General features: G+C 42.0%; 20 protein-coding genes and 1 pseudogene. 15 read left to right on the top strand and 6 right to left on the bottom strand.

The features are described from left to right. The 5 genes and pseudogenes from J8L97_RS15365 to J8L97_RS15385 form a co-directional block, all read left to right on the top strand. A pseudogene (locus J8L97_RS15365) lies at positions 1–422 on the top strand (hypothetical protein); the annotation flags it as partial. 132 nt (positions 423–554) lie between these two features. Then, complete coding sequence (prfC, locus tag J8L97_RS15370) at positions 555–2,138, top strand: peptide chain release factor 3 (protein WP_211050890.1); 1,584 nt, start codon at positions 555–557, stop codon at positions 2,136–2,138. A gap of 108 nt (positions 2,139–2,246) precedes the next feature. Next, positions 2,247–3,989 (top strand): arginine--tRNA ligase, encoded by a 1,743-nt coding sequence (gene argS, locus J8L97_RS15375; RefSeq protein WP_211050892.1) that lies wholly within the window; start codon positions 2,247–2,249, stop codon positions 3,987–3,989. 89 nt (positions 3,990–4,078) lie between these two features. Further along, the gene (gene pdxH, locus J8L97_RS15380) at positions 4,079–4,720 is read left to right on the top strand and encodes a pyridoxamine 5'-phosphate oxidase (protein WP_211050893.1); all 642 of its coding nucleotides are present in this window, start codon (positions 4,079–4,081) and stop codon (positions 4,718–4,720) included. A gap of 18 nt (positions 4,721–4,738) precedes the next feature. Beyond that, positions 4,739–5,503, top strand: coding sequence for a TatD family hydrolase (locus tag J8L97_RS15385; RefSeq protein ID WP_211050894.1), 765 nt, complete (start codon positions 4,739–4,741; stop codon positions 5,501–5,503). On the opposite strand, the gene J8L97_RS15390 is transcribed toward J8L97_RS15385, so the two are convergent. After that, entirely contained in the window at positions 5,470–6,090 is a 621-nt protein-coding gene (locus tag J8L97_RS15390; RefSeq protein ID WP_192508689.1) for an AhpA/YtjB family protein, read from the bottom strand. The genes J8L97_RS15385 and J8L97_RS15390 overlap by 34 nt on opposite strands. Before the next feature lie 74 nt (positions 6,091–6,164). Here J8L97_RS15390 and serB point away from each other — a divergent pair, with 74 nt between their 5' ends. Then, positions 6,165–7,190: a phosphoserine phosphatase SerB gene (gene serB, locus J8L97_RS15395; protein WP_211050895.1), complete on the top strand. Its 1,026-nt coding sequence runs from the start codon at positions 6,165–6,167 to the stop codon at positions 7,188–7,190. 89 nt (positions 7,191–7,279) lie between these two features. On the opposite strand, the gene J8L97_RS15400 is transcribed toward serB, so the two are convergent. Further along, entirely contained in the window at positions 7,280–7,726 is a 447-nt protein-coding gene (locus tag J8L97_RS15400) for an Hsp20 family protein (RefSeq protein ID WP_211050896.1), read from the bottom strand. A 360-nt stretch (positions 7,727–8,086) separates the two neighbouring features. After that, positions 8,087–8,383 carry a hypothetical protein gene (locus J8L97_RS15405; protein ID WP_211050897.1) on the bottom strand — a complete coding sequence of 99 codons (297 nt, stop codon included), beginning with the start codon at positions 8,381–8,383 and terminating at the stop codon, positions 8,087–8,089. Between the two features lie 353 nt (positions 8,384–8,736). Here J8L97_RS15405 and pdhR point away from each other — a divergent pair, with 353 nt between their 5' ends. The 4 genes from pdhR (at position 8,737) to lpdA (ending at position 15,707) form a co-directional block, all read left to right on the top strand. After that, on the top strand, positions 8,737–9,486 hold the full coding sequence (gene pdhR / locus J8L97_RS15410; RefSeq protein ID WP_210995595.1) for a pyruvate dehydrogenase complex transcriptional repressor PdhR: 750 nt from the start codon (positions 8,737–8,739) through the stop codon (positions 9,484–9,486). A gap of 62 nt (positions 9,487–9,548) precedes the next feature. Further along, positions 9,549–12,215, top strand: a complete 2,667-nt coding sequence (gene aceE, locus J8L97_RS15415; protein ID WP_210995594.1) for a pyruvate dehydrogenase (acetyl-transferring), homodimeric type — start codon at positions 9,549–9,551, stop codon at positions 12,213–12,215. A gap of 11 nt (positions 12,216–12,226) precedes the next feature. Continuing rightward, positions 12,227–14,119, top strand: coding sequence for a pyruvate dehydrogenase complex dihydrolipoyllysine-residue acetyltransferase (gene aceF, locus J8L97_RS15420; protein ID WP_211050899.1), 1,893 nt, complete (start codon positions 12,227–12,229; stop codon positions 14,117–14,119). A gap of 163 nt (positions 14,120–14,282) precedes the next feature. Further along, positions 14,283–15,707, top strand: a complete 1,425-nt coding sequence (lpdA, locus tag J8L97_RS15425) for a dihydrolipoyl dehydrogenase (RefSeq protein WP_192508682.1) — start codon at positions 14,283–14,285, stop codon at positions 15,705–15,707. Positions 15,708–15,803: 96 nt separating this feature from the next. On the opposite strand, the gene J8L97_RS15430 is transcribed toward lpdA, so the two are convergent. Together J8L97_RS15430 and J8L97_RS15435 are read right to left on the bottom strand one after the other, a co-directional pair. Continuing rightward, a complete protein-coding gene (locus J8L97_RS15430) occupies positions 15,804–16,196 on the bottom strand; it encodes a DUF2750 domain-containing protein (RefSeq protein WP_211050900.1) in 393 nt (130 codons plus the stop codon). Positions 16,197–16,236: 40 nt separating this feature from the next. After that, positions 16,237–16,779 (bottom strand): GNAT family N-acetyltransferase, encoded by a 543-nt coding sequence (locus J8L97_RS15435; protein WP_211050901.1) that lies wholly within the window; start codon positions 16,777–16,779, stop codon positions 16,237–16,239. A 69-nt stretch (positions 16,780–16,848) separates the two neighbouring features. Here J8L97_RS15435 and J8L97_RS15440 point away from each other — a divergent pair, with 69 nt between their 5' ends. Beyond that, entirely contained in the window at positions 16,849–17,523 is a 675-nt protein-coding gene (locus tag J8L97_RS15440) for a DTW domain-containing protein (protein WP_210995590.1), read from the top strand. Between the two features lie 444 nt (positions 17,524–17,967). On the opposite strand, the gene J8L97_RS15445 is transcribed toward J8L97_RS15440, so the two are convergent. After that, on the bottom strand, positions 17,968–18,243 hold the full coding sequence (locus tag J8L97_RS15445; RefSeq protein WP_211050902.1) for a hypothetical protein: 276 nt from the start codon (positions 18,241–18,243) through the stop codon (positions 17,968–17,970). A 473-nt stretch (positions 18,244–18,716) separates the two neighbouring features. On the opposite strand from J8L97_RS15445, the gene J8L97_RS15450 reads away from it, so the two are divergent. The 4 genes from J8L97_RS15450 to J8L97_RS15465 are packed head-to-tail and all read left to right on the top strand — an operon-like array spanning position 18,717 to position 23,330. Next, entirely contained in the window at positions 18,717–19,721 is a 1,005-nt protein-coding gene (locus tag J8L97_RS15450) for a Fe(3+) ABC transporter substrate-binding protein (protein ID WP_210997274.1), read from the top strand. Next, positions 19,721–21,352 carry an iron ABC transporter permease gene (locus J8L97_RS15455; protein ID WP_211050903.1) on the top strand — a complete coding sequence of 544 codons (1,632 nt, stop codon included), beginning with the start codon at positions 19,721–19,723 and terminating at the stop codon, positions 21,350–21,352. The genes J8L97_RS15450 and J8L97_RS15455 overlap by 1 nt, the downstream gene beginning before the upstream one ends. Then, on the top strand, positions 21,352–22,398 hold the full coding sequence (locus tag J8L97_RS15460; RefSeq protein ID WP_211050904.1) for an ABC transporter ATP-binding protein: 1,047 nt from the start codon (positions 21,352–21,354) through the stop codon (positions 22,396–22,398). The genes J8L97_RS15455 and J8L97_RS15460 overlap by 1 nt, the downstream gene beginning before the upstream one ends. Positions 22,399–22,412: 14 nt before the next feature. Continuing rightward, positions 22,413–23,330, top strand: coding sequence for a Dyp-type peroxidase (locus J8L97_RS15465; RefSeq protein WP_192508675.1), 918 nt, complete (start codon positions 22,413–22,415; stop codon positions 23,328–23,330). Positions 23,331–23,341 lie beyond the last annotated feature (11 nt).

The raw sequence follows: 23,341 nt of genomic DNA on the forward strand, positions 1-23,341 counted from the left end.
GTTGGTTGTTGAAACTCGAAGCCATACAGAGAAACTCTATCGCAACACATCACGCGTATGTTGCTGGAGTCGAGTATAGTCATTCGCAAATATTAAATACTCGAATGGATTTTGGGACGATAGTCGAATATCAATTTGATAGCCGAAATGGCGTCAGCGCACCGATGGGACAAAATGATATATTTTTGGGCGGGCGCTTGACGGTTAATGATATGGCTGGCACGGAAGTATTGGCTGGTATCAGTTTGGATTTGGATGATAGCGGAACGTCTGTATTTAAGCTTGAGGCTTCACAGCGGCTCAGCGATGTATTACGAATTGCAGTAGAGGGGTACTTATTTAGCTCTGATGAACCGACTAATGTTGTGTATGCGCGTAACAAAGAAGACTTTTTACAATTGACTTTAGAGCTCTATTTTTAGCAAGCATCATTTTATTAATGAATAACTCCTATTGGCTGCTTTTTTGCCCTGTACAAAACAGGTATAATTAAGAAAATTATCACTTGAGCCAGTACATTTTCGTGTTGGCAAGCACAGGTAAAAGCAGCTTACATGTCAAACTTAGTTACTGAAACCCAAAAGCGACGTACATTCGCTATTATCTCGCACCCGGATGCAGGTAAAACCACCATCACTGAAAAAGTTTTATTATTCGGAAAGGCGTTGCAAAAAGCCGGTACTGTAAAAGGTCGAGGTTCAAACCAGCATGCTAAATCTGATTGGATGGAAATGGAAAAAGAGCGTGGTATTTCAGTTACAACCTCTGTAATGCAGTTCCCTTACAATAATGCCCTTGTAAACTTACTCGATACACCGGGACATGAAGATTTTTCTGAAGATACATATCGTACATTAACAGCGGTAGACTCGTGTTTGATGGTTATCGATGCGGCAAAGGGGGTCGAAGACAGAACTCGCAAGCTGATGGAAGTAACTCGTTTACGTGACACACCAATTGTAACTTTTATGAACAAGCTTGACCGTGATATTCGCGATCCGATGGAAGTACTGGACGAAGTTGAGACCGAGTTAAATATTGCATGTGCGCCAGTAAGCTGGCCAATCGGCTGTGGTAAAGAGTTCAAAGGGGTTTATCACATTCATCGTGACGAAACGATTTTGTATCAAACAGGCCAAGGTCATACGATTCAAGAAAAACGTATTATTAAGGGGTTAGATAACCCTGAGCTTGATACCGAAATAGGCTCTGAGCTGGTCGAGCAGTTGCGTGAAGAGTTAGAGTTGGTGATAGGAGCATCACATGAGTTTGATCATGCGTTATTTCTGAAAGGGGAATTAACTCCGGTATTTTTTGGCACTGCACTAGGTAACTTTGGTGTGGATCATATGCTAGATGGTTTAACTGAGTGGGCGCCAACGCCTATGCCACGTCAAACTGAAGAGCGCGAAGTCAAAGCGGATGAGGACAACTTCTCTGGGTTTGTATTTAAAATTCAAGCGAACATGGATCCAAAGCACCGCGACCGTATCGCGTTTATGCGTATTGTATCGGGTAAATATAGCCAAGGTATGAAAATGAATCACGTTCGCTTGGGTAAGCAGATCAGTATTTCTGATGCAGTCACCTTTATGGCAGGTGACCGTGAGCGTGCGCAAGATGCTTATGCCGGCGACATTATTGGTTTACATAACCATGGGACGATTCAAATTGGCGATACCTTTACGCAAGGCGAAAAGCTTAAATTCAGTGGTATTCCAAATTTTGCGCCAGAACTCTTCAGACGCATTCGCCTAAAAGATCCGTTGAAGCAAAAACAATTGCTGAAAGGCTTAGTACAACTGTCAGAAGAAGGCGCTGTGCAGGTGTTTAGACCATTGGCAAACAATGACCTGATTGTGGGTGCTGTTGGTGTGTTGCAGTTTGATGTGGTTGTAGCACGTTTGAAAGCAGAATATAACGTCGATGCAATTTATGAAAGTGTGAACGTTCAAACGGCTCGTTGGGTAAACTGTAGTGATGAGAAAAAGCTGGCAGAGTTTAGACGTAAATGCGAAGTGAATTTAGCGCTAGATGGCGGTGATAACTTAACCTACGTTGCACCTAGTCGTGTGAACCTAAACTTGTCTATGGAACGTTATCCCGAAGTAGAGTTTCACCATACACGCGAACATTAATAGGCACTAAGCCAAATGAAATGGCTTTAACCGTGTAAGTTACGTGATAGATTTATAGTGTGCTGGGTAGTTGAGCAAGCTCCTAAGCAGCACATAATAGGACGAATAATGAATATTAAAACGATATTAATTGAAAAAGCGAACGCAGCAATGGTTGCAGCTGGCATTCCTGAGGGCTCGAACCCAGCCGTAACGCAAAGCACACGCCCACAATTTGGTGATTACCAAATTAATGGCGCAATGGGCGCAGCTAAGGCACTAAAAACCAACCCTCGAGAGCTCGCACAAAAAATCATTGATAATTTAGATGTGTCTGAGCTGGCCGAAAAAACAGAAATAGCGGGTCCTGGATTTATTAATATCCATTTGAAATCGCAATTTTTATCAAAGAGTTTGGAAGCGGCTAACCAAGATGACAAGCTAGCGGTGGCTGAGCATAGTCAGCCTCAGAAGGTGGTTGTGGACTTTTCTTCGCCTAATTTGGCGAAAGAGATGCACGTAGGACATTTACGCTCAACCATCATTGGTGATTCAGTGGTGCGTGCTTTAGAGTTTCGCGGTGACACGGTAGTGCGTCAAAATCATATGGGTGATTGGGGTACTCAGTTTGGTATGCTCATCGCACACTTAGAAGACTTGTTAAATCAAGGTGTTGATTTAGAGTCTGTGGCATTGGCTGACTTAGAAACATTTTATCGTGATGCCAAAAAACGTTTTGATGACGAAGAGGGCTTTGCTGATAAAGCCCGTGATTATGTTGTAAAGTTACAAAGTGGTGATACGCATTGTCAGAAATTATGGACTTTATTTATTGATACATCAGTGAAGCATTCAGAGGAAGTGTATCAGCGTTTGAATGTGACATTAACTCGTGATGACATCATGGCTGAAAGTGCTTATAACAGTGAACTGAACAACGTGATTGCATTACTAAAAGAGAAAAGTATTGCGGTTGAAGATCAAGGTGCACAAGTTGTATTTTTAGACGAGTTAGCAAATAAAGATGGAGAGCCATCGGTATTTATTGTACAAAAGTCTGGGGGGGGCTTCTTATATGCAACCACTGACTTAGCAGCCTGTGATTATCGTTCAAATAAATTGGGTGCAGACCGTATTTTGATTTTTGTTGACGCACGTCAAAGTTTACACTTTAACCAAGTTGAATTAACAGCACGTAAAGCTGGATTCTTAAGAGATGAGACCAGCTATGAATTTAGCCCGTTTGGCACTATGATGGGCAGTGATGGCAAACCATTTAAAACGCGTACCGGTGGCACGGTGAAGCTTGCTAATTTACTTGAAGAAGCCATTAGCCGTGCGACAGATAAGTTGGCTGACCGAGAGTCTGGTTTGACTGATGCTGAGCGTGGTGAAATTGCCCGTAAGGTGGGTATTGGCGCGGTTAAATATGCGGATTTGTCAAAGCATCGTACCAGTGACTACATCTTTAATTGGGATAGTATGCTGAGCTTTGAAGGCGCTACGGCACCGTACTTACAATACGCTTATACACGCGTTCGGAGTATTTTCCGTAAAGCCAATATTGATAGCAACGCATTAACTGCATCGATTAATATTGAGCAGCCACAAGAAAAAGCGCTGGCAATTAAGTTGTTACAGCTTGAAGAAGTATTAGATCTGATGATCAGTGAGGCCACGCCGCACGTATTGTGTGGTTACTTGTATGAGTTGGCTAGTTTGTATATGACGTTCTATGAAGCGTGTCCAATCTTAAAAGATGATGTGGCAGCAGATGTACGAGATAGCCGTTTAGTACTATGTAACTTAGTGGCAGATACTTTACGTACAGGCTTAAATTTATTGGGTATTGAAGTTATGGAACAAATGTAATTTACATTTGTTGGCATTGGGATACCCCCTGAAACGATTAATTAAAGCCGCATTTTAACGTAGTTGGTGCGGTTTTTTTGTAAGGAAAGATGATGAAGCTTGAAGATATTCGTCGTGAATATAGTAAAGGTGGGCTGCGTCGCGAGATGCTGGCGGATGATCCTATAACGCAATTTGAAATTTGGCTACAACAAGCCGTTGAGGCCAAATTTAGCGACCCTACAGCCATGGTGGTGGCAACCGTTGACGAAACGGGCCAACCCTCTCAGCGCATTGTGCTGTTAAAGCACTTAGATGAAAAAGGTTTTGTATTTTTTACCAATACGGGCTCACGTAAAGCGCAAGAGTTACAAGGTAATAATAAGATTAGTTTACACTTCCCGTGGCATGCGATTGAACGTCAAGTTATTGTCTATGGAGAAACAAAGCCGCTTTCAACGGCCGCGGTTGCAAAGTATTTTTTGTCGCGTCCTGAAGAAAGCCAATTGGCTGCTTGGGCTTCTCAACAATCGCGACCTGTATCATCACGCAAAGTGCTGATGGAAACGTTCCAGACAATGAAAGCGAAATTTTCGAAAGGTGAAATTCCCTTGCCAGATTTTTGGGGGGGGTACTGTGTAAAACCAACTAAAATAGAGTTTTGGCAAGGTGGAGACCATCGTTTACATGATCGCTTTATGTATGTTAAACAACCCACTGGCTCGTGGAAAATTGAACGATTGAATCCTTAAGCGTAATAAGGGGGTAATATGCGCTTTATCGATAGTCACTGCCACTTAGATTTTCCAGAGTTATCCCCAGATTTAGCGCGGTATATTACTAATGCCAATGCTGTTGGTGTTTGTGGTTTTGTGATCCCAGGCGTATCTTTAGCGCAAAGCCAGAAATTACTTACCTTCAAGCAAGAACATGCAGGGTGTCATATTGCCGTAGGGTTGCACCCTTATTTTATTACACAACATCAGTCGCACCATTTTGATGCCTTAGCGCAATATGCCCATGAGCATCAGGAAGATTTGGTTGCGATTGGGGAATGCGGTATTGATGCAACTTGTGAACAGTTAACGTATCAGCAAAGCTTGTTTCAACAGCATATTCAACTTGCAAATGCACTCAAGCTGCCATTGATCATTCATCATCGACAAAGCCACCATTATATAGCACAAGCATTTAAGCAAACGCCGCCTTTATACGGTGGCGTGATCCATGCTTTTTCTGGGTCACTGCAACAAGCCAATTATTATATTGCGAAAGGGTTTAAGTTAGGTGTTGGTGGGACTATTAGTTACGAGCGAGCCAATAAAACCAAAGCAGTATTTGCGACTGTTGCTTTGCAGCACCTCTTATTAGAAACAGATTCCCCTTCAATGCCTTTGTTTGGTCATCAAGGGCAAATTAATTTGCCCGAGCGAGTGGTAGATGTGTTTAAATACTTATGTCAATTGCGTCATGAAACGCCGAGTGAGATAGCGCAGCAGCTTTATGATTCGTCCTGTACACTTTTTCGAATTTGACGCTTTACTTCCCAGCGTTTTAGCGCTCTGCCAATTTGCCAAGTGAAAACTCCGGTGATCACTAACATTAAAAGTACCATACGGCCCAGTTCATGAAAGTGCTGGTGGCTTTGGCTCATTGCTGATTCAGTGAGATAGACGGTGTTAACGAAGCCTATCGGTGTTTTTTCATTATCTATGACTTGCACTACAATGGGGGTTTTTATTTTGCTTATTCCTGGCAGTGCGCTTGGCAGTGCATTGAGGGGTTGTCGCGGAGTGAAACCATCATTACTAATTTTCAACTTACCTTGTTGATTGTATATGCTTACCCCCATGACAAATGGATCGCTGGCAAGGTGGTTAGCCAATTGTCTCAGTGCTGGTAAATCGTTTCGTTTGAGGGGTTGTGCAGCATTGAGTGCCAATTGTGCGGTAAGGCTCCTAGCGGTATTATCGGCTTGTTTATGCAAGAGTTGATGTGATTCAAAGCTTGTTGTAAATGCAATGTGCGTTAACAAGAGAAAACATGCAGCCGCAATTAATAGACGTACCAACCGTCTACCTGTCGATGACTTTAATAATTCAATAGCTTGTGTATTTTTCATAGTGCCCCTGATGTTTGCTGACAGGTTACACCTTAGATGGTAAAAAGGGTCTGCAAGTTACTTAGGAGCCAAACATGTCAACCGTCAGCCTTACTCACCTTAGTGAAAAACCATTGTCACAAGTACTCACCTTAGCAAAATGGTATCAAGTTGAAAATGCCCAATTGATCGAGAGTCAAAAAATACCTTCACGGCATAACGGGCTGTTTATCACGCTATTTGGCGACGAGTTAAGCGCAATAAGCTTAGTGACGGTATTGACCTTTGCACACCAGCATAACGTTAATGTGCAATCTGTCTGCCTTTATCAGCCTGATGAGGAATTAGAGAGTGCGTTGGCGCTTTACAGTGATGTTGAAATGACGGAAGCAACACTGCATGATTTTCGAGCTGGTTTGAGGCGTATCGGCGCAGATCAACAGCTGCAAGCTGCATGTATTATGAATCCAGCCAATAACCAACAGCCAGGATTATTGGTGATGGATATGGATTCAACAGCGATAAAAGTTGAATGCATTGACGAGATAGCACGGTTAGCTGGGGTTTATGAAGAAGTAGCTCATATAACAGTACAGGCTATGGCTGGCAAACTGGCCTTTAATGACAGTTTAAACCAGCGGGTGGCTAAGCTTGAAGGGGTGGAGCTGTCTCTTATTCAAGCATTAAAGGACGACTTACCATTGATGGAGGGGATCCAAGCACTATGCCATCACTTAAAAAGCAATGGCTGGCATTTGGTCATTGCATCAGGTGGCTTTTCGTGGTTTGCACAAGCGTTACAAAAACTCCTTCAGTTGGATGAGTATTATGCCAATGAGTTGGAAATAGCAAATAATAAGTTAACTGGTAAAGTACTTGGGCAGGTGGTTGATGCACAAAGTAAAGCAGCAATATTATCTCACTTGCGGTTGCAATTGGGCTTACCTAAAGCACAAACGGTGGCAATAGGTGACGGTGCTAACGACTTATTAATGATGGCTGAAGCAGGAACCGGTATCGCAGTCCATGGAAAACCCAAAGTTGTTTCTCAAGCGGATGCGGCTATTTGTCAGGGATCATTATTACAGGTGCTTTATATACTCAGCATACCTGCACAGTAACGATTGTTAGATTTGATAAATACGTAAAATCAGCCATGTGAGATGGCTGATTTCGGACTAACAACATGAAAGGAAAATGTCTTAGCGAGTTAACTTTTCAATAAGTTACCAGAACTAATCGCTATTTTTCTGGGTTTAAGTGCTTCAGGCACTTCTCGCTGTAAATCGATAAGCAATAGGCCATTGTCTAATTCAGCACTGAGTATTCTAACATGGTCACCTAATTGAAACTTCCGTTCGAAGTTACGTTCTGCAATACCTTGATGAATGAATGTACGTTCAGTTTTTTCATCTTTGCTGAGTTTTTCACCTTTGACGACAAGGGTATTGTTTTCTGACTCAATGGACAGTTCAGCATCGCTGAAACCAGCGACAGCCATGGTAATTTGATACCGGTCGTTATCTAATGCTTCTATGTTGTATGGAGGGTAACTGGGTTGTTTTTCACTGTTACGCTGTGCTGCATCCATTAACGATGATAAATGGTCAAAACCAATGAATGAACGGTGTAGTGGTGTTAAGTCGATTGTTCGCATATTTGAATCCTCATAAAGCGATTAATGGTGATGTTTATTCTTTTTGTAAAGCAATAAACACCAATATAAACATATGGTTAATTTCGTTCTGGGACCCTTTCGGCGTCCTAAATATGATGTATGGACAAGAAGATATTTTTTCAAGGAGGGTAGGTGATTTTATTTTATTTTTTTGCTTTACACTTTATTCAATGACGGCAATACAGCTTTTGCACAGTTCTAAATAAGCGTGAATATTGTCTCCTGCCCATAGCTGTTTTCGTTTTTGATCTTGCAATATGACGGCTTTAAATTCAGTGTAAGGGACATCTGAAAAATTAGAAATGTAGTATTCGAACGCTTTTCTGACGGTGCGATTATCTAATGCTCATCGCTGATCACGGAATCACTGGCGTCGATTAATAGACTGGTCCAGACCACAAAACGCTCGTTTGGGGAGCTATCTTTCTGGACTTTAGCCATACGCTCTTTGAGCATTAACTGCTCTTCTTTTGCCAGTTCCATAACAATACCACCAAGATGTGTTTTTTGGCGACTGGTAGATTCTAATTTAGCGTTGGCTCTTTTAAGATCTCGTTTAATGTTTTCACCTCTGACGAAAAGTAGAATCATTAAAAAGACTGAAAATACAACCCCACCGACGACGGCCATTGACATGTAACACCTCTAGTGACTTCAGATCTTGACTTAATTATTGTTTATAAGAGCGCTTATCACAAAAAGGTACGTAGGGAAAAACAAAATAGTTTGAATGACTGACATATTAATTTTAAAATGACTAACTGGTCAGACCTTTTTTATATCACTTCTCAAATGCATATTTTTGTATAAAGTTTAGACTCTAGTTTGTGTTTGTCTAAGGCAATAATCCGCAGATTTTTGACAGTACAGCTTGATTTTGATACCGTATTGTCCAAATTTGGTATGACCAATTTACCTTTTGGTTTTAATACTCCAACTTACTGATGGTTTCAGCGGTTGGCAATACACCTAAATTCGGCGATTGATTAATGTCTTTAAAGATAAAAGCAGCTAAGTTATCAGATGTTATTTTGGAACAACTCGAAAACATGATCTTAGAAGGATCATTGATGCCGGGTGCTAAGTTGCCGCCAGAAAGAGAGCTTGCCAAACAGTTTGATGTGTCTCGCCCTTCATTACGAGAAGCGATTCAAAAGCTAGAAGCGAAAGGACTGGTTACACGGCGTCAAGGTGGCGGAACGTATGTAAAGAACCAATTAGAAGAAGGGCTTACTGATCCTTTATTTGATTTGATCAGTAAACACCCTGAATCTCAATTTGATTTACTTGAGTTTCGTCATGCGCTGGAAGGGATTGCTGCTTATTACGCTGCATTACGCGGTACCAGCACTGATTTTGAAAAAGTACAACATAGTTTTGATCGTATTGCCTCTGTTCAAGGTGATTTAGCACAAACAGCTGCCGCGATTAACACATTTCATTTTACCGTAGCAGAAGCGTCACATAATGTGGTGTTACTGCACTTAATGCGCGGAATGCAAACGTTATTGGAACAAAATGTATTACAGAACTTAACGGTTCTAGTACAAAAGTCAGATGTCAGTGAGCAGCTAGCTGAGCATCGAAAAGTATTAATGGATGCTGTGATCAATGGCAATCCAGAGCAAGCGCGGTTAGCGAGTAATGCACACTTGGCGTTCATTGAAGAAGCCTTATTACAAGCAGGTAAAGAGCGCTCTCGAATAGAGCGAAGCCTAAGACGGACCAAGCAACAGTAATTAAGTTGGTTTGTTAAAACTGAATAAATAAATTCGTATTTTAAACATAAGGAACACTCCATATGTCTGAAGTCAATAAATTTGACGTAGACGCGTTAGAAACCAAAGAGTGGTTGCAAGCGCTTGAGTCGGTAGTAAAAGAAGAAGGTGTGGAGCGCGCTCAGTTCTTGCTAGAGCAAGTATTAGAGCAAGCACGTCTTGATGGCGTTGATATGCCAACTGGCATCACGACTAACTATGTAAACACAATTCCAGCTGATAAAGAGCCAGCTTACCCGGGCGATGTAAACATTGAACGTCGTATTCGCTCTATCGTTCGTTGGAATGCGATTATGATCGTATTACGTGCGTCAAAGAAAGATCTTGAGCTTGGCGGACATATGGCGTCTTACCAGTCGTCAGCAGCATTTTATGAAATGTGTTTTAACCATTTCTTCCGCGCACCAAATGAAGTAGATGGCGGTGATTTAGTTTATTACCAAGGCCATATTTCACCAGGTATTTATGCGCGCGCTTTCCTTGAAGGTCGTTTAACTGCTGAGCAGCTAGATAACTTCCGTCAAGAAGTGGATGGAAAAGGTATCTCTTCATACCCACATCCTAAGTTGATGCCTGAATTCTGGCAGTTCCCAACGGTATCTATGGGCTTAGGTCCAATTGCATCAATTTATCAAGCGCGCTTCTTAAAGTACCTTGATGGCCGTGGTATGAAAGATACCTCAGCACAGCGTGTATATGCGTTCTTGGGTGATGGCGAAATGGATGAGCCAGAATCACGTGGCGCAATCTCGTTTGCTGCGCGTGAGAAGCTAGACAACCTGTGTTACTTGATCAACTGTAATCTACAGCGCCTAGATGGGCCAGTAATGGGTAACGGTAAAATTATTCAAGAGCTAGAGGGCCTATTTAAAGGTGCTGGTTGGAATGTGATCAAGGTTGTGTGGGGGTCAGGTTGGGACAAGCTTCTAGCTAAAGACACAACCGGTAAGTTGCTTGAGTTGATGAACGAAACTATCGACGGTGACTATCAAACTTATAAAGCAAAGAATGGCGCGTACGTACGTGAGCATTTCTTTGGTCGTTACCCTGAAACAGCAGCATTGGTTGCTGATATGACAGATGACGAAATCTTTGCCCTGAAACGTGGTGGACACGAGCCATCTAAATTGTTTGCAGCTTTTAAAGCTGCACAAGACGAAAAAGGCCGTCCAACGGTTATCCTAGCTAAAACCGTTAAAGGTTATGGCATGGGTGAAGCGGCAGAAGGCAAAAACATTGCACACCAAGTTAAAAAAATGGACCTAACGCACGTTGAGCATTTACGTTCACGTCTAGGGCTAGAAGACTTGGTCACTGATGAGCAGCTTAAAGATTTACCGTACTTAACGGTAGAAGAAGGCTCTAAAGAACATGAGTATCTTCATGCTCGTCGTAAAGCGCTACATGGTTATACTCCACAGCGTTTACCTAACTTTACTCAAGCACTGACGCTACCTGAAGTTGATGCATTTGCGCCATTACTGCAAGAGCAAAAACGTGATATCTCTACCACGATGGCTTTTGTTCGTGCGCTTAATGTGTTGTTAAAAGACAAAGGCATTGGTAAAAACATCGTGCCAATTATTGCCGATGAAGCACGTACGTTTGGTATGGAAGGTTTATTCCGTCAAATCGGTATTTATAACCCGCATGGCCAAAACTATACGCCGCAAGACCGTGATATTGTTTCTTACTATAAAGAAGAAACTTCAGGTCAGGTATTGCAAGAAGGTATCAATGAGCTCGGTGCTATGTCTTCATGGGTTGCTGCTGCTACGTCTTATAGCACCAGTGATTTACCGATGATCCCATTCTATATCTACTACTCTATGTTCGGTTTCCAACGTGTTGGTGATATGGCATGGATGGCGGGCGATCAGCAAGCTCGTGGCTTCTTATTAGGCGCGACAGCGGGTCGCACAACACTAAACGGTGAAGGTTTACAGCATGAAGATGGCCACAGTCATATTCAAGCTGCAACGGTTCCTAACTGTATTTCTTATGACCCAACATTCGGTTACGAAGTTGCGGTAATTATGCAAGATGGTATTCGTCGTATGTACGGTCCTGAGCAGGAAAACGTGTTCTACTACTTGACGCTAATGAACGAGAACTATCATCAGCCAGCAATGCCTGAAGGTGCTGAAGAAGGTATTCGTAAGGGTATCTACAAGCTAGAATCTAACACGGGTGAAAAAGCCCATGTTCAGTTACTGGGTTCAGGCACTATCTTAAACGAAGTACGTAAAGCGGCTGTTATTCTTAGTGAAGAGTACGGTGTTGCTTCTGATGTTTACTCGGTAACCTCATTCAATGAGTTAGCGCGAGATGGTCAAGCGGTTGAACGTTTGAACATGCTTAACCCGCAAAACGATGCGCAAGTGCCATATATCGCCACAGTGCTAGGTGACTCACCAGCCATTGCTGCAACAGATTATATGAAAAACTACGCTGAGCAAGTACGTGCCTTTATGCCAAGTACCTCTTACAAAGTGCTAGGTACTGATGGCTACGGTCGCTCAGACAGCCGTGAGAATTTACGTCGTCACTTTGAAGTGAACGCGGGTTACGTTGTGGTTGCTGCGCTAACAGAGCTTGTTAAGCAAGGCAAAGTTGAATCATCAGTGGTTGTTGAAGCGATTAAGAAGTTTGATATCGATACAACAAAAACTAACCCACTTTACGCATAAGAGGTTTAATCATGACAATCGAAATTCATGTTCCTGACATTGGCGCGGATGAGGTTGAAGTAACCGAGATCCTAGTAAGTGTGGGTGATACGGTAAGTGAAGACCAATCACTGCTTACCGTTGAAGGTGATAAGGCTTCTATGGAAGTGCCTTCTGCACATGCAGGCGTAGTGAAAGAAATAAAAATTTCAGAAGGTGATACGGTTGCAACCGGGTCGTTAATTATGGTCTTTGAAAGCCAAGGTGCAGCGCCTGCTGCCCATGCGGCTGAAGTAGCGACTCCTGCTGTAGCGGCAGAAATCGCTGCCCCAGCGGTTAGCGCTGAGCTAAAAGAAGTCCATGTTCCAGATATTGGTGGTGACGAAGTTGAAGTGACCGATATTATGGTTGCGATTGGCGATACGGTTAGCGAAGATCAATCAATCTTAAACGTAGAAGGCGATAAAGCCGCTATGGAAGTACCTGCACCATTTGCGGGTACTGTTAAAGAGATCAAAGTCAACGTTGGCGATAAAGTATCAACGGGCAGCTTAGTATTTGTTTTTGAAACAGCTAGCTCAGCGCCTGTTGCAGCTCCTGCTGTTGAGGCAGCAGCGCCTGTGGCTCCAGTTGCCAATGCAGATAAAGAAGTGAACGTTCCTGATATTGGTGGTGATGAAGTTGAAGTGACCGATATTATGGTGGCTGTTGGCGATACAGTGAGCGAAGACCAATCAATCTTAAACGTAGAAGGCGATAAAGCCGCGATGGAAGTACCTGCACCATTTGCTGGTACTGTGAAAGAGATCAAAGTAAACGTTGGCGATAAAGTATCAACGGGTTCATTGGTATTTGTATTTGAAGTAGCAGGCAGCGCGCCAGTTGCAGCAGCCGTGCAAGCAGCACCAACGCCTTCTTCAGCAGCACCTGCCGCTAAACCTGCCTCAGCGCCAGCGGCTTCTAATGTTAAAGAAGAATTTGAAGCGAACGCATCTTATGCACATGCATCTCCGGTAGTGCGTCGTTTAGCGCGTGAGTTTGGTGTAAATCTAGCGCGAGTTAAAGGCACAGGCCGTAAAGGGCGTGTAGTTAAAGAAGACGTACAAAACTATGTGAAAGAGCTGGTTAAGAAAGTTGAATCAGGTCAAATCTCTAATAACAACAATTCTGGCGGTGGTGAGCTTGGTCTTATCCCTTGGCCAAAAGTTGACTTTGCTAAGTTTGGCGAAGTTGAAGAGAAGAAGCTATCTCGTATTCAGAAAATTTCAGGTGCTAACTTGCATCGTAACTGGGTTCAAATTCCACACGTAACGCAGTTTGATGAAGCAGATATCACAACGCTTGAAGCATTCCGTAAAGAACAGAATGTATTGGCTGAGAAGAAAAAACTTGGCGTTAAGATCACACCGCTTGTGTTTGTGATGAAAGCGGCTGCAAAAGCGTTGGAAGAGTTCCCAACCTTTAACTCGTCATTGTCGCAAGATGGTGAAAGCTTAATTCTGAAGAAATATGTCAACATTGGTGTTGCCGTTGATACGCCAAATGGCCTAGTTGTTCCGGTATTTAAAGATGTGAACAACAAAGGCATTATTGAGCTATCACATGAGTTGATGGACATTTCTAAGAAAGCTCGAGATGGTAAGTTAACTGCATCAGACATGCAGGGCGGCTGTTTCACAATTTCAAGCTTAGGCGGTATTGGTGGTACGGCGTTTACACCTATCGTCAATGCGCCTGAAGTGGCTATTTTAGGGGTTTCTAAATCAGAAATGAAACCTAAGTGGAATGGTAAAGAATTTGAGCCGCGCTTGATGGTGCCGCTAAGCTGTTCATATGATCACCGTGTAATTGACGGAGCATTGGCAGCACGCTTTACTGTGACACTCGCTAACTACTTAAGCGATATCCGTCAGTTAGTAATGTAATTTAATGCCCCGCCTCGTAAATAGGCGGGACATCTTTTTGTGTGAATGATACAATTTTTAAACTCTCTCTGCCTTGTACCAATTATTGAGTATGTGGCAGGCATTTTGGTACGGATACTCTTTTTGAGTACAGTCCCGTTCGAATAATAGTTAAGGTAATAACATGAGCAACGAAATCAAAACTCAAGTTGTTGTACTAGGCGGTGGTCCTGGTGGTTACTCAGCAGCATTCCGTGCTGCGGATCTAGGTTTAGACGTTACACTAATTGAATCTCGCAACACCCTAGGCGGTGTATGCTTGAACGTTGGTTGTATCCCTTCAAAAGCATTACTTCATGTTGCTAAAGTCATTGATGATGCAGCTGAAATGTCTTCACACGGTGTTACATTTGGCGCACCGCAAATTGACTTAGATAAAATCCGTACGTGGAAAGAGTCTGTGATCGGTCAATTGACTGGTGGTTTAGACGGTATGGCTAAAATGCGTAAAGTTAGCGTAGTGAGTGGCTATGGTAAATTTACTGGTTCTAACACTATTGCGGTTGAAGGCGAAGCAGGTACTACAACCGTTACTTTTGACAACGCTATTATCGCAGCCGGTTCTCAGCCAGTTAACCTACCTTTCATCCCTGAAGATGATCGTGTAATTGATTCTACAGGCGCTTTAGAGCTTAAAGACGTACCAGAGAAACTCCTTGTATTAGGTGGTGGTATCATTGGTCTTGAAATGGGTACGGTTTATCGTGCACTAGGCTCTCAAATTGATGTGGTTGAATTTGCTGATCAGCTAGTGCCTGCTGCAGACAAAGATATCATTAAGATTTACCAACGCTACGTGAAAGACAAATTCAACGTAATGTTGTCGACTAAAGTTGTTGCTGTTGAAGCGAAAGATGATGGTCTATATGTGACGTTTGAAGGTAAAAAAGCACCTGCAGAACCAGTGCGTTATGACAAAGTATTAGTGGCTGTTGGCCGTACGCCAAATGGTAAACTATTAGATGCCGATAAAGCTGGCGTAAATGTTGATGAGCGCGGCTTTATTAATACTGATAAGCAAATGCGTACCAATGTGAATAACATCTTCGCAATCGGTGATGTTGTTGGCCAGCCAATGCTTGCACACAAAGCGGTGCATGAAGCACATGTTGCTGCTGAAGTGATTTCAGGTCAGAAGCATTTCTTCGACCCTAAATGTATTCCTTCAATTGCATACACAGACCCAGAGATTGCATGGGTTGGTGTTACGGAGAAAGAAGCGAAAGAGCAAGGCCTAAGCATTGAGACTGCGGTATTCCCGTGGGCTGCATCTGGTCGTGCTATCGCGTCTGCGCGCACTGAAGGTTCTACAAAGCTTATCTTTGATAAAGAGTCTGGCCGTGTTATCGGTGGTGCAATGGTGGGGATTAATGCAGGTGAAATGTTAGGTGAAATTGGTCTAGCAGTTGAAATGGGTGCTGATGGTGAAGACCTAGCGCTAACAATTCATGCTCACCCGACATTGAATGAGTCTATTGGACTTGCTGCTGAAATATTTGAAGGGTCAATCACTGACTTACCAAATAAAAAAGCAGTAAAGAAAAAGTAAGTCTTTTTCTTTAAATTGAAAAACCCAGCACCTGCTGGGTTTTTTTGTTTTTTAGCGAGAGCTGTTAACAACAGAGTATCAGTGCTGTCGTATGTGCTATTTTTTATTTTTCCTATATTTTACGAGTTCGTAATCAAATTCATCGGGATATACGATTAAGCCATCTTGATCTGGTATGGGGAATACTGCAATAGCAAGTTCGTCTTCTGCTAGGCCGTCAGTCCATTTAGCATGCCATTTCTTAAGTGAAATTGACTGAGGTTTACAGTCTTGCCAGTCACCAGTGGCCCATAATATGGCAAACTCTTCATTAGGCCAAATAGGTACGCAATCCTCATCATCACTATTTAGCATAACGCAACCGTGTTCGTCAGTTAGGATCCATACAAGTTCTGAGCTTGAAACTTCTTTGATTAAGTATTTGTAACGTTGTGTATTGTCATTGCTGAGAATAGAGTTCATGCGTTGTTGATCAATAGAGTGTGTCATGACATACCTCTTTTAAATAGTTGTGTGCTGATATTCATCATTATTTTAAGCTTTTGCGATACAGTACGGCATCATGATCGCCACAAGGATCGTTGTAAATATAGTTTTTGATATATTTCATTCCAATGTTTTTCATCACCTTTAAAGAACCGTGATTTTCAACAAGGGCCGTTGCAGAAAGAGCTTGTAACTCAGGGTGTACTTTACAAATGGTATTGACAACTTGTTGAGCGGCTTCTGTTGCATATCCTTTGCGCCAAGATGATTGCTTGAAGCGCCAACCAAGCTCTAAATCTAAAGTATTTTTATTACCTTCAAAGAAGCCCATAGGTCTGACTAGGATCCACCCTATGAATTCGTTATTTGATAATAGACTGGTATGCCAGAGCCCCCAGCCTTTTTCTTTGTGTGTAAATGAGATAAGCCGAGGAATATAAATCTCTTGTATATCAGTCATTGAATTGGCTATACCGCCGTTGATGTGCGCCATGACTGCAGGGTCTTGATCGAGCTCATACAGTAACTGTGCGTCATTTTCAGTCATAAGGCGAAAGCCTAATCTTGCTGAGTTTTGAATATTCATCGTGGCTCCTTACTGTTTTTATATCTTAATTTTATTACAATACACACTTAACTGTTTTGAGGGTATCGAGTGAGTAATTCTGTATTGGCGCTACGCCAACGACAAATCGCGGTTGCAAGGCGTGAGTATAAAGCCAGAGGATCAAGGTTAAGCCGATGTGAAGCATGTTTACTTGCACAGCATTTGTGTATTTGTGATGGCATTAATGTGGCGCATAGTTGTCAAAGCGCAGTCTGCCTCATTATGTATCATAATGAAAGCTTTAAACCATCGAATACAGGGCGTTTGATCGCTGATATTATACCAGATAATCACGCTTTTCGATGGGACAGAACAGAACCTGATCCAAAATTGATTGAGTTGATCAATGATCCGCATTATTACCCTGTCATTGTTTTTCCGGTGGATGATAGGGAGTCTGAACTAGCGAGAGTGATCAAGAAGGTTGAAGGGGGTAAGAACAAAATACCTTTGTATATTTTCTTGGATGGGACTTGGCGAGAAGCTAAAAAGATGTTTCGAAAAAGTCCTTACCTTGATAATTTGCCAATTTTATCGGTATCGCCTGAGTCTTTATCTGATTATCAATTACGTGTAGCGGCACATGCGCATCAATTGAGTACCGCAGAAGTAGCGTGTGTGGTGCTAGAGCAAAATAAAGAAGGTGCTGCTGCTGAAAAGCTGACTAGCCATTTTATTGATTTTAGAGATGCGTATCTTAAGAGCAAGCGAAAAAAGTTTTAATCGAAGAGAGTGGCGTACCCGTTAATTTAGTTATTGTGAATAAATGAAAGTACAGCAACAGAAAAGCGCGCGACTCATAAGAGCCGCGCTGACGGAATCTTCTAAACGCATCCTGCAATGTTGATCTGATCAACTCCTAAAACTGTCCGCATCCATGGCTTCGCTAAGTGTTCTATTTCTGCGAAATTCAGCGTCACTGCTAAGGTCCTTTAACTGTCCTTAAACACTATATCATCCGGTGAACGTGGCTACCTGCCGCTGGTCCGTAATATACGATATATCGTCTATTAACGATGGAGTCTGTTTCAAGGCTTACCGCATGTCCTAGTTTAGTCCATTAAAAGATACTTCCAGTATTACTCCTAACCACTTCCTGTGATTGGTCCCTTTTAGCCACAGCATCCAGCTGTTTGTCCATGTTGTGTTATATCCTATAACGTTTCCTTAAAGCCACAGCGTCTTGCTGTTTGTCCCTTTCCTTATAATAGTTGCTACATCCAGTAGCATGTTCCTTAAAGCCACAGCGTCCTGCTGTTTGTCCGTTTCCCTATCATCGTAGCTATATCCTATAGCGTTTCCATAAACCACAGCATCCAGCTGTTTGTCCCTTTCCATGTAATATTTGCTACATCCTATAGCGTTTCCATAAACCACAGCATCCAGCTGTTTGTCCCTTTCCTTATCATGTTTGCTATATCCTATAGCGTTTCCATAAACCACAGCATCCGGCTGTTTGTCCCTTTCCCTTTAATGTTTGCTACATCCTATAGCGTTTCCATAAACCACAGCATCCGGCTGTTTGTCCTTGGTAATTGCATCTCGCAATTTTAAATAAGCTACACTCAGTGTGATCTTATTTATTTCTTAGTCACCATCTCCTTGACTACGAGATATATTATAGAGAGTTTTGGTGGGTACAAAACCAGTGGAAATGCTTTTAATTATTCTAGTAAAACTAAAAGTTAAACTTAATTTGTTTTAAAACAATTGTTTAAATTGATTTTGGTGTTATTTTCAGCAAAGAGATCATTGATCTCCACATAAGAAGTAAGATATTTCTCACAAGCAACTTCTGATTTGGTGATACAGTTATTTGCAACAACATAAAGCTAGTTTTATTCAGAGGGTGTTTTTTAGCACCATAAGAGATATTATTAGCTGATAATAATTATTGTTTTTATCTGGAGGCTTTAATGAAAAAAGCATTAGCGATTGTTCTTACATCTTTAAGTTGTTTACCTGCATTGGCAGCAGACGAAGTTAATATCTACTCTTTTCGTCAGCCGTTTTTAATCCAACCGATATTAGATGACTTCACCAAACAAACAGGTATAAAAACTAACGTTGTTTTCGCTAAAAAAGGGCTTATTGAGCGTGTTAAGCGAGAAGGAAAGCATAGTCGGGCTGATTTAGTCCTAACTTCTAATTTTAGTGCATTAATGCAATTAGAAGATATGAACTTAACGCAAAAGATAAGTAGTGATGTGGTTAATCGTAATATTCCGGTTGCTTTCCGGGACCCTGAAGGTGAATGGGTAGCACTTACTAAACGGGTACGTAACGTTTACTCATCAAAGGAACGAACAGGTAAGCTTTCAGCCTTAGGGTATGAAGATTTAGCTTCAGCAACTTACAAAGGAAAAATTTGTATGCGCTCGGGTAAGCACCCATATAATTTGGGATTGATTGCATCGATGATTGCGCATCATGGTGAAGCGGATACGAAACAGTGGCTTAAAGGTGTAAAGAGTAATTTAGCTCGAAAACCACAAGGTAATGACCGTGCTCAAGTCAAAGCGGTAAAAGAAGGATTGTGTGACATTGCTCTAGGTAACAGCTATTACTTTGGAAAAATGCTGCAAGATAGCAAACAAAAAGCATGGGCTGATTCAGTGTATATTAATTTCCCCAATCAAAAAGACCGTGGTGCCCATTTGAATGTTTCAGGGGTGGTAATGACCAAATATGCTAAAAATCCAGAAAATGCCTTGAAACTTATAGAGTTTATGACCGACAATAAAGCACAGAATATGTATGCGTCAATGAATATGGAATACCCAGTAAAATCTGGAGTAGCATTGTCGAATTTGGTGGCATCATGGGGCACGTTTAAGGAAGACGCATTACCATTGTCTGAAATTAGTAAATATCGTCCATTAGCACTGAAGCTGATCGATGAGGTTAAATTTGATCTTTAATGCAAGTACCGTTTTCTCTGTCTAAATGGCAGATATTTGCGTGGCTGATAGGCATTTGTTTATCTGCCCCGCTCGCTTTTTTAATCTTTGAATCTTTGCAAGGAGATTCAGAGGTATTCTCCCATCTATGGAATACCGTTCTTTGGGATTACACCTCTAATACTATTTTACTTATCCTTGGTGTTATTTCACTCAGTTGTTTGATTGCTTTGCCTTTAGGCTGGCTTAGCGCATATTGCCAGTTTCCTGGTCGGAAAGTATTTGAGTGGGCATTAATGCTGCCTCTGGCAATGCCGACTTATATAATTGCCTATATTTATACTGATTTATTGGATTATGCTGGGCCCGTTCAGGTGGCGCTGCGAGATTGGTTTGGTTGGCAATCACCGAATGATTACTGGTTTTTTGATATTCGTACATTGCCAGGTGCCATCATAATGATCGCTTTGGTGCTCTATCCTTATTTATATTTAATATTTAAAACCGCGCTCAGAGAGCAATCATTTAAATTGATTCAGGCAAGTCAGCTGATGGGAATGAGCCCTCGTCAGAGCTTTTTTAAGGTGAGCCTTCCGTTAGCTCGGGGAGCAATTGTTGCTGCACTTGCTTTGATAAGTATGGAGACAATGGCTGATTTTGCGACGGTACATTATTTTGCTGTAAGTACGCTCACAACCGCAGTTTATGATACGTGGCTTGGCTATTACTCACTCACTGCAGCGGCAAAAATATCAGGAATTATGCTGTTATTTTTGTTTGTGTCACTGATGTTAGAACGACTAAGTCGTAAAAATGATACGGTGCATGAACGCCAAGCATCTGTTAACGATACAGCGTTATATGTGCTTAAAGGTAAAACAGCGTGGGCCGCTTCTGCGTATTGCATCTTTATCTTACTGGTTGCTTTTGTGTTGCCAGTGGGTATTTTGTGTGGCTATGCAATTGATTATTTTGACGAGGCTTGGAATAGCCAATTCTTTTTATATGCTTGGCAGAGCTTGAAAGTGTCTTTGTGGGTCAGTGTTATTGCGATATTCTTTAGCGTTCTCGTGGTTTTTTACCAACGTATAGGTAGTGAAAGAACTAAATCCATTCCAGGGCGCTTCGCAAGTACGGGATATGCTCTGCCTGGTACGGTATTGGCGATTGCTGTTTTGCTGCCTTTAACTTTGCTGGATACGGCACTTAATGACTGGTTTTCGCAAACTCGTTTTGAACCTGGTTTATTGTTAAGTGGTAGTCTTTTTGCGATGGTTTTCGCATATGTCGTGCGATTCTATGCGATTGCACATGGCGCAGTTGAAGCCAGTTATGTGCGGATCAGCCCGTCGCTAGATATGGCCAGCCAAAGCATGGGGAAGGGGTTTTTACAAACCTTAACCTTGATTCACTTTCCGTTATTACGCCGAGGCATTCTCACGGCAGCTTTATTGGTTTTCATTGAATGTATGAAAGAGCTCCCCGCAGCGTTATTGTTACGACCTTTTAATTTTGAAACTCTGGCGACGCATGTATTTCAGTATGTGAGTGATGAGCAGTTAGAACTTGCGTCAGTATCAGCCTTGTTTATTGTTTTAGTTGGGCTAATTCCGCTATATTTTGTTAATCGATCTATGGAGCAACACAACTAATGAGCAGTTTGCTATTACAAAATTTGTCGTATCAGTATGACGGTCAATCAGTTATTAAAGCGCTTAATTTAGCCGTCGAACAAAATGAAATAGTCTGCTTGTTAGGGGCAAGTGGTTGTGGGAAAACAACAACGTTGAAAGCCATTGCGGGGCTTATTCAACCGCAGCATGGATCGGTTGTGATTAATGGACAGTGTATGAGTGATGAGCGTCACTTTGTCGCGCCTCAGCACAGAAATATAGGGATGATGTTCCAAGATTATGCGTTATTTCCTCATTTAACGGTTGCGCAGAATATTGCGTTTGGTCTAAATAAGCTTGATAAACCAAAGCGCTTAAAGCGTGTTGCTGAAATGTTGGAGTTAGTACACTTAAATAATTTTAAGTCACGTTATCCTCATGAGCTTTCGGGGGGTCAACAGCAACGTGTTGCGATTGCAAGAGCGTTGGCGTACCGTCCAAACTTATTATTGCTAGATGAGCCGTTTTCCAATATAGATGCGCAGGTTCGATATCAGCTTATTAATGACATTCGAGCGATTATTAAAGATCAGCAAGTCTCAGCTATATTTGTCAGTCATTCAAAAGATGAGGCGTTTGCATTTTCGGATAAGTTAGCGATTATGCATGAAGGTCAAATCGCGCAATTAGGGTGTGCGAAAACTTTGTTCCAACAGCCAAGTAATAAAGTTGTAGCTGAGTTTTTAGGTCAAGGAATTTATTTAAAGGCGACTCGTTATAACGGTGCCGGTGTTAGCACTGATTTTGGTGACGTGAGCTCAATGGTTCCTTTACTGCAATCTCAGCAGCAAGGACAAATTTATGTGCGACCACAGCACTTAGAGTTGGTTAATGACCCAAATGGGCAAGTGCGAGTTGAACAACAGCGCTTTGTGGGCACTGAATATGTTTATCGGGTACGTTTTGAACAGCAACAGTTAGAGGTTCCTGCGCCCATAGACAAAACAATTGATACTGATTTACCTGTCTCTTTTAAAATTAAAGCACATGCGGTAAATTTCTTTTCTGAGCAAGAGCTGAATTAAGTAAGGAAAAAAGCATGGCGCAAGCGCAATCAGGAGTCTGTGCTGAAGCAAACCTCCATGGTTTACATTTGTTTTTTAATGTACTAGATGGGCATGATGAGGCTGTGCGTGCTACATTGGCACATTGTGAACGATTACAAAATGAACTGAGTGACCGTTTCTCGGAGTCGATGGTGAGTAGCTTTGTGGCCATTGGAGCACAATATTGGCCGCATATTTATCCTGAGTATATTCCTCCTGAATTAAAAAGCTTTCCTCATGTAAGCAGTGCTGAACACTTAATGCATAGCCAGCCTTTTGATTTAATGTACGTGATCCGTTCAGATAGAGAAGATGTTAATCACCTTTTTGCACAAAGCGTATTGCACATGCTTGCACCTAGTGTTGAGCTAGTGGCGAATGTTAGAGGCTTTCGGTTTTTAGATGGCCGAGACTTTAACGGCTTTATTTATGGTGGAAATGCACCTCATGGGCGCTTTAAACGTCAAGTAGCTTTAGTCGATAACCCGCAGCATGATGATAATCAAGGAAGTTATGTGCATGTTCAACGAGTGAAGTTTGACATTGACACATGGCAAATATTAACACTTGATGAGCAGGAACAAGTGATGGGCCGAACGCGCTTAGATAACACCTTGATTTCTCCTCAAAAAGAAAATAGTCATGCAACTTTAGCGGAGTTAGTAAACGAAGACGGTTTAGCGACCTTACTTGATCAAAGCATGCCGTTTGGGGATGTATTTGAGCAAGGTAGTTTGTGGGTGAGTTGTTCGGCACATGGCCAAGCTTTTGAAGATGTTTTAATGTCTCGTTTAGGCACTCCAGATAAATATGACCTATGGTTGGATTATAATCAGGCAGATATGGGGGCGGCATTTTTTGCACCATCGGTCCAATTTCTTAGTACGATGGCACAAAGTTGTGAAGAGTGATTTTTAGGCCG

Origin of the sequence: Pseudoalteromonas sp. MMG012, from assembly GCF_018100875.1 — a bacterium.
In the GTDB taxonomy this organism is placed as follows: Bacteria; Pseudomonadota; Gammaproteobacteria; order Enterobacterales; family Alteromonadaceae; genus Pseudoalteromonas; species Pseudoalteromonas aurantia.

Excerpts from the sequence above, each read along its gene's own strand:
- prfC (WP_211050890.1), top strand. The coding sequence starts at position 555 with ATGTCAAACTTAGTTACTGAAACCCAAAAGCGACGTACATTCGCTATT.
- argS (WP_211050892.1), top strand. The coding sequence starts at position 2,247 with ATGAATATTAAAACGATATTAATTGAAAAAGCGAACGCAGCAATGGTT.
- pdxH (WP_211050893.1), top strand. The coding sequence starts at position 4,079 with ATGATGAAGCTTGAAGATATTCGTCGTGAATATAGTAAAGGTGGGCTG.
- J8L97_RS15385 (WP_211050894.1), top strand. The coding sequence starts at position 4,739 with ATGCGCTTTATCGATAGTCACTGCCACTTAGATTTTCCAGAGTTATCC.
- J8L97_RS15390 (WP_192508689.1), bottom strand. The coding sequence starts at position 6,090 with ATGAAAAATACACAAGCTATTGAATTATTAAAGTCATCGACAGGTAGA.
- serB (WP_211050895.1), top strand. The coding sequence starts at position 6,165 with ATGTCAACCGTCAGCCTTACTCACCTTAGTGAAAAACCATTGTCACAA.
- J8L97_RS15400 (WP_211050896.1), bottom strand. The coding sequence starts at position 7,726 with ATGCGAACAATCGACTTAACACCACTACACCGTTCATTCATTGGTTTT.
- J8L97_RS15405 (WP_211050897.1), bottom strand. The coding sequence starts at position 8,383 with ATGTCAATGGCCGTCGTCGGTGGGGTTGTATTTTCAGTCTTTTTAATG.
- pdhR (WP_210995595.1), top strand. The coding sequence starts at position 8,737 with ATGTCTTTAAAGATAAAAGCAGCTAAGTTATCAGATGTTATTTTGGAA.
- aceE (WP_210995594.1), top strand. The coding sequence starts at position 9,549 with ATGTCTGAAGTCAATAAATTTGACGTAGACGCGTTAGAAACCAAAGAG.
- aceF (WP_211050899.1), top strand. The coding sequence starts at position 12,227 with ATGACAATCGAAATTCATGTTCCTGACATTGGCGCGGATGAGGTTGAA.
- lpdA (WP_192508682.1), top strand. The coding sequence starts at position 14,283 with ATGAGCAACGAAATCAAAACTCAAGTTGTTGTACTAGGCGGTGGTCCT.
- J8L97_RS15430 (WP_211050900.1), bottom strand. The coding sequence starts at position 16,196 with ATGACACACTCTATTGATCAACAACGCATGAACTCTATTCTCAGCAAT.
- J8L97_RS15435 (WP_211050901.1), bottom strand. The coding sequence starts at position 16,779 with ATGAATATTCAAAACTCAGCAAGATTAGGCTTTCGCCTTATGACTGAA.
- J8L97_RS15450 (WP_210997274.1), top strand. The coding sequence starts at position 18,717 with ATGAAAAAAGCATTAGCGATTGTTCTTACATCTTTAAGTTGTTTACCT.
- J8L97_RS15455 (WP_211050903.1), top strand. The coding sequence starts at position 19,721 with ATGCAAGTACCGTTTTCTCTGTCTAAATGGCAGATATTTGCGTGGCTG.
- J8L97_RS15460 (WP_211050904.1), top strand. The coding sequence starts at position 21,352 with ATGAGCAGTTTGCTATTACAAAATTTGTCGTATCAGTATGACGGTCAA.
- J8L97_RS15465 (WP_192508675.1), top strand. The coding sequence starts at position 22,413 with ATGGCGCAAGCGCAATCAGGAGTCTGTGCTGAAGCAAACCTCCATGGT.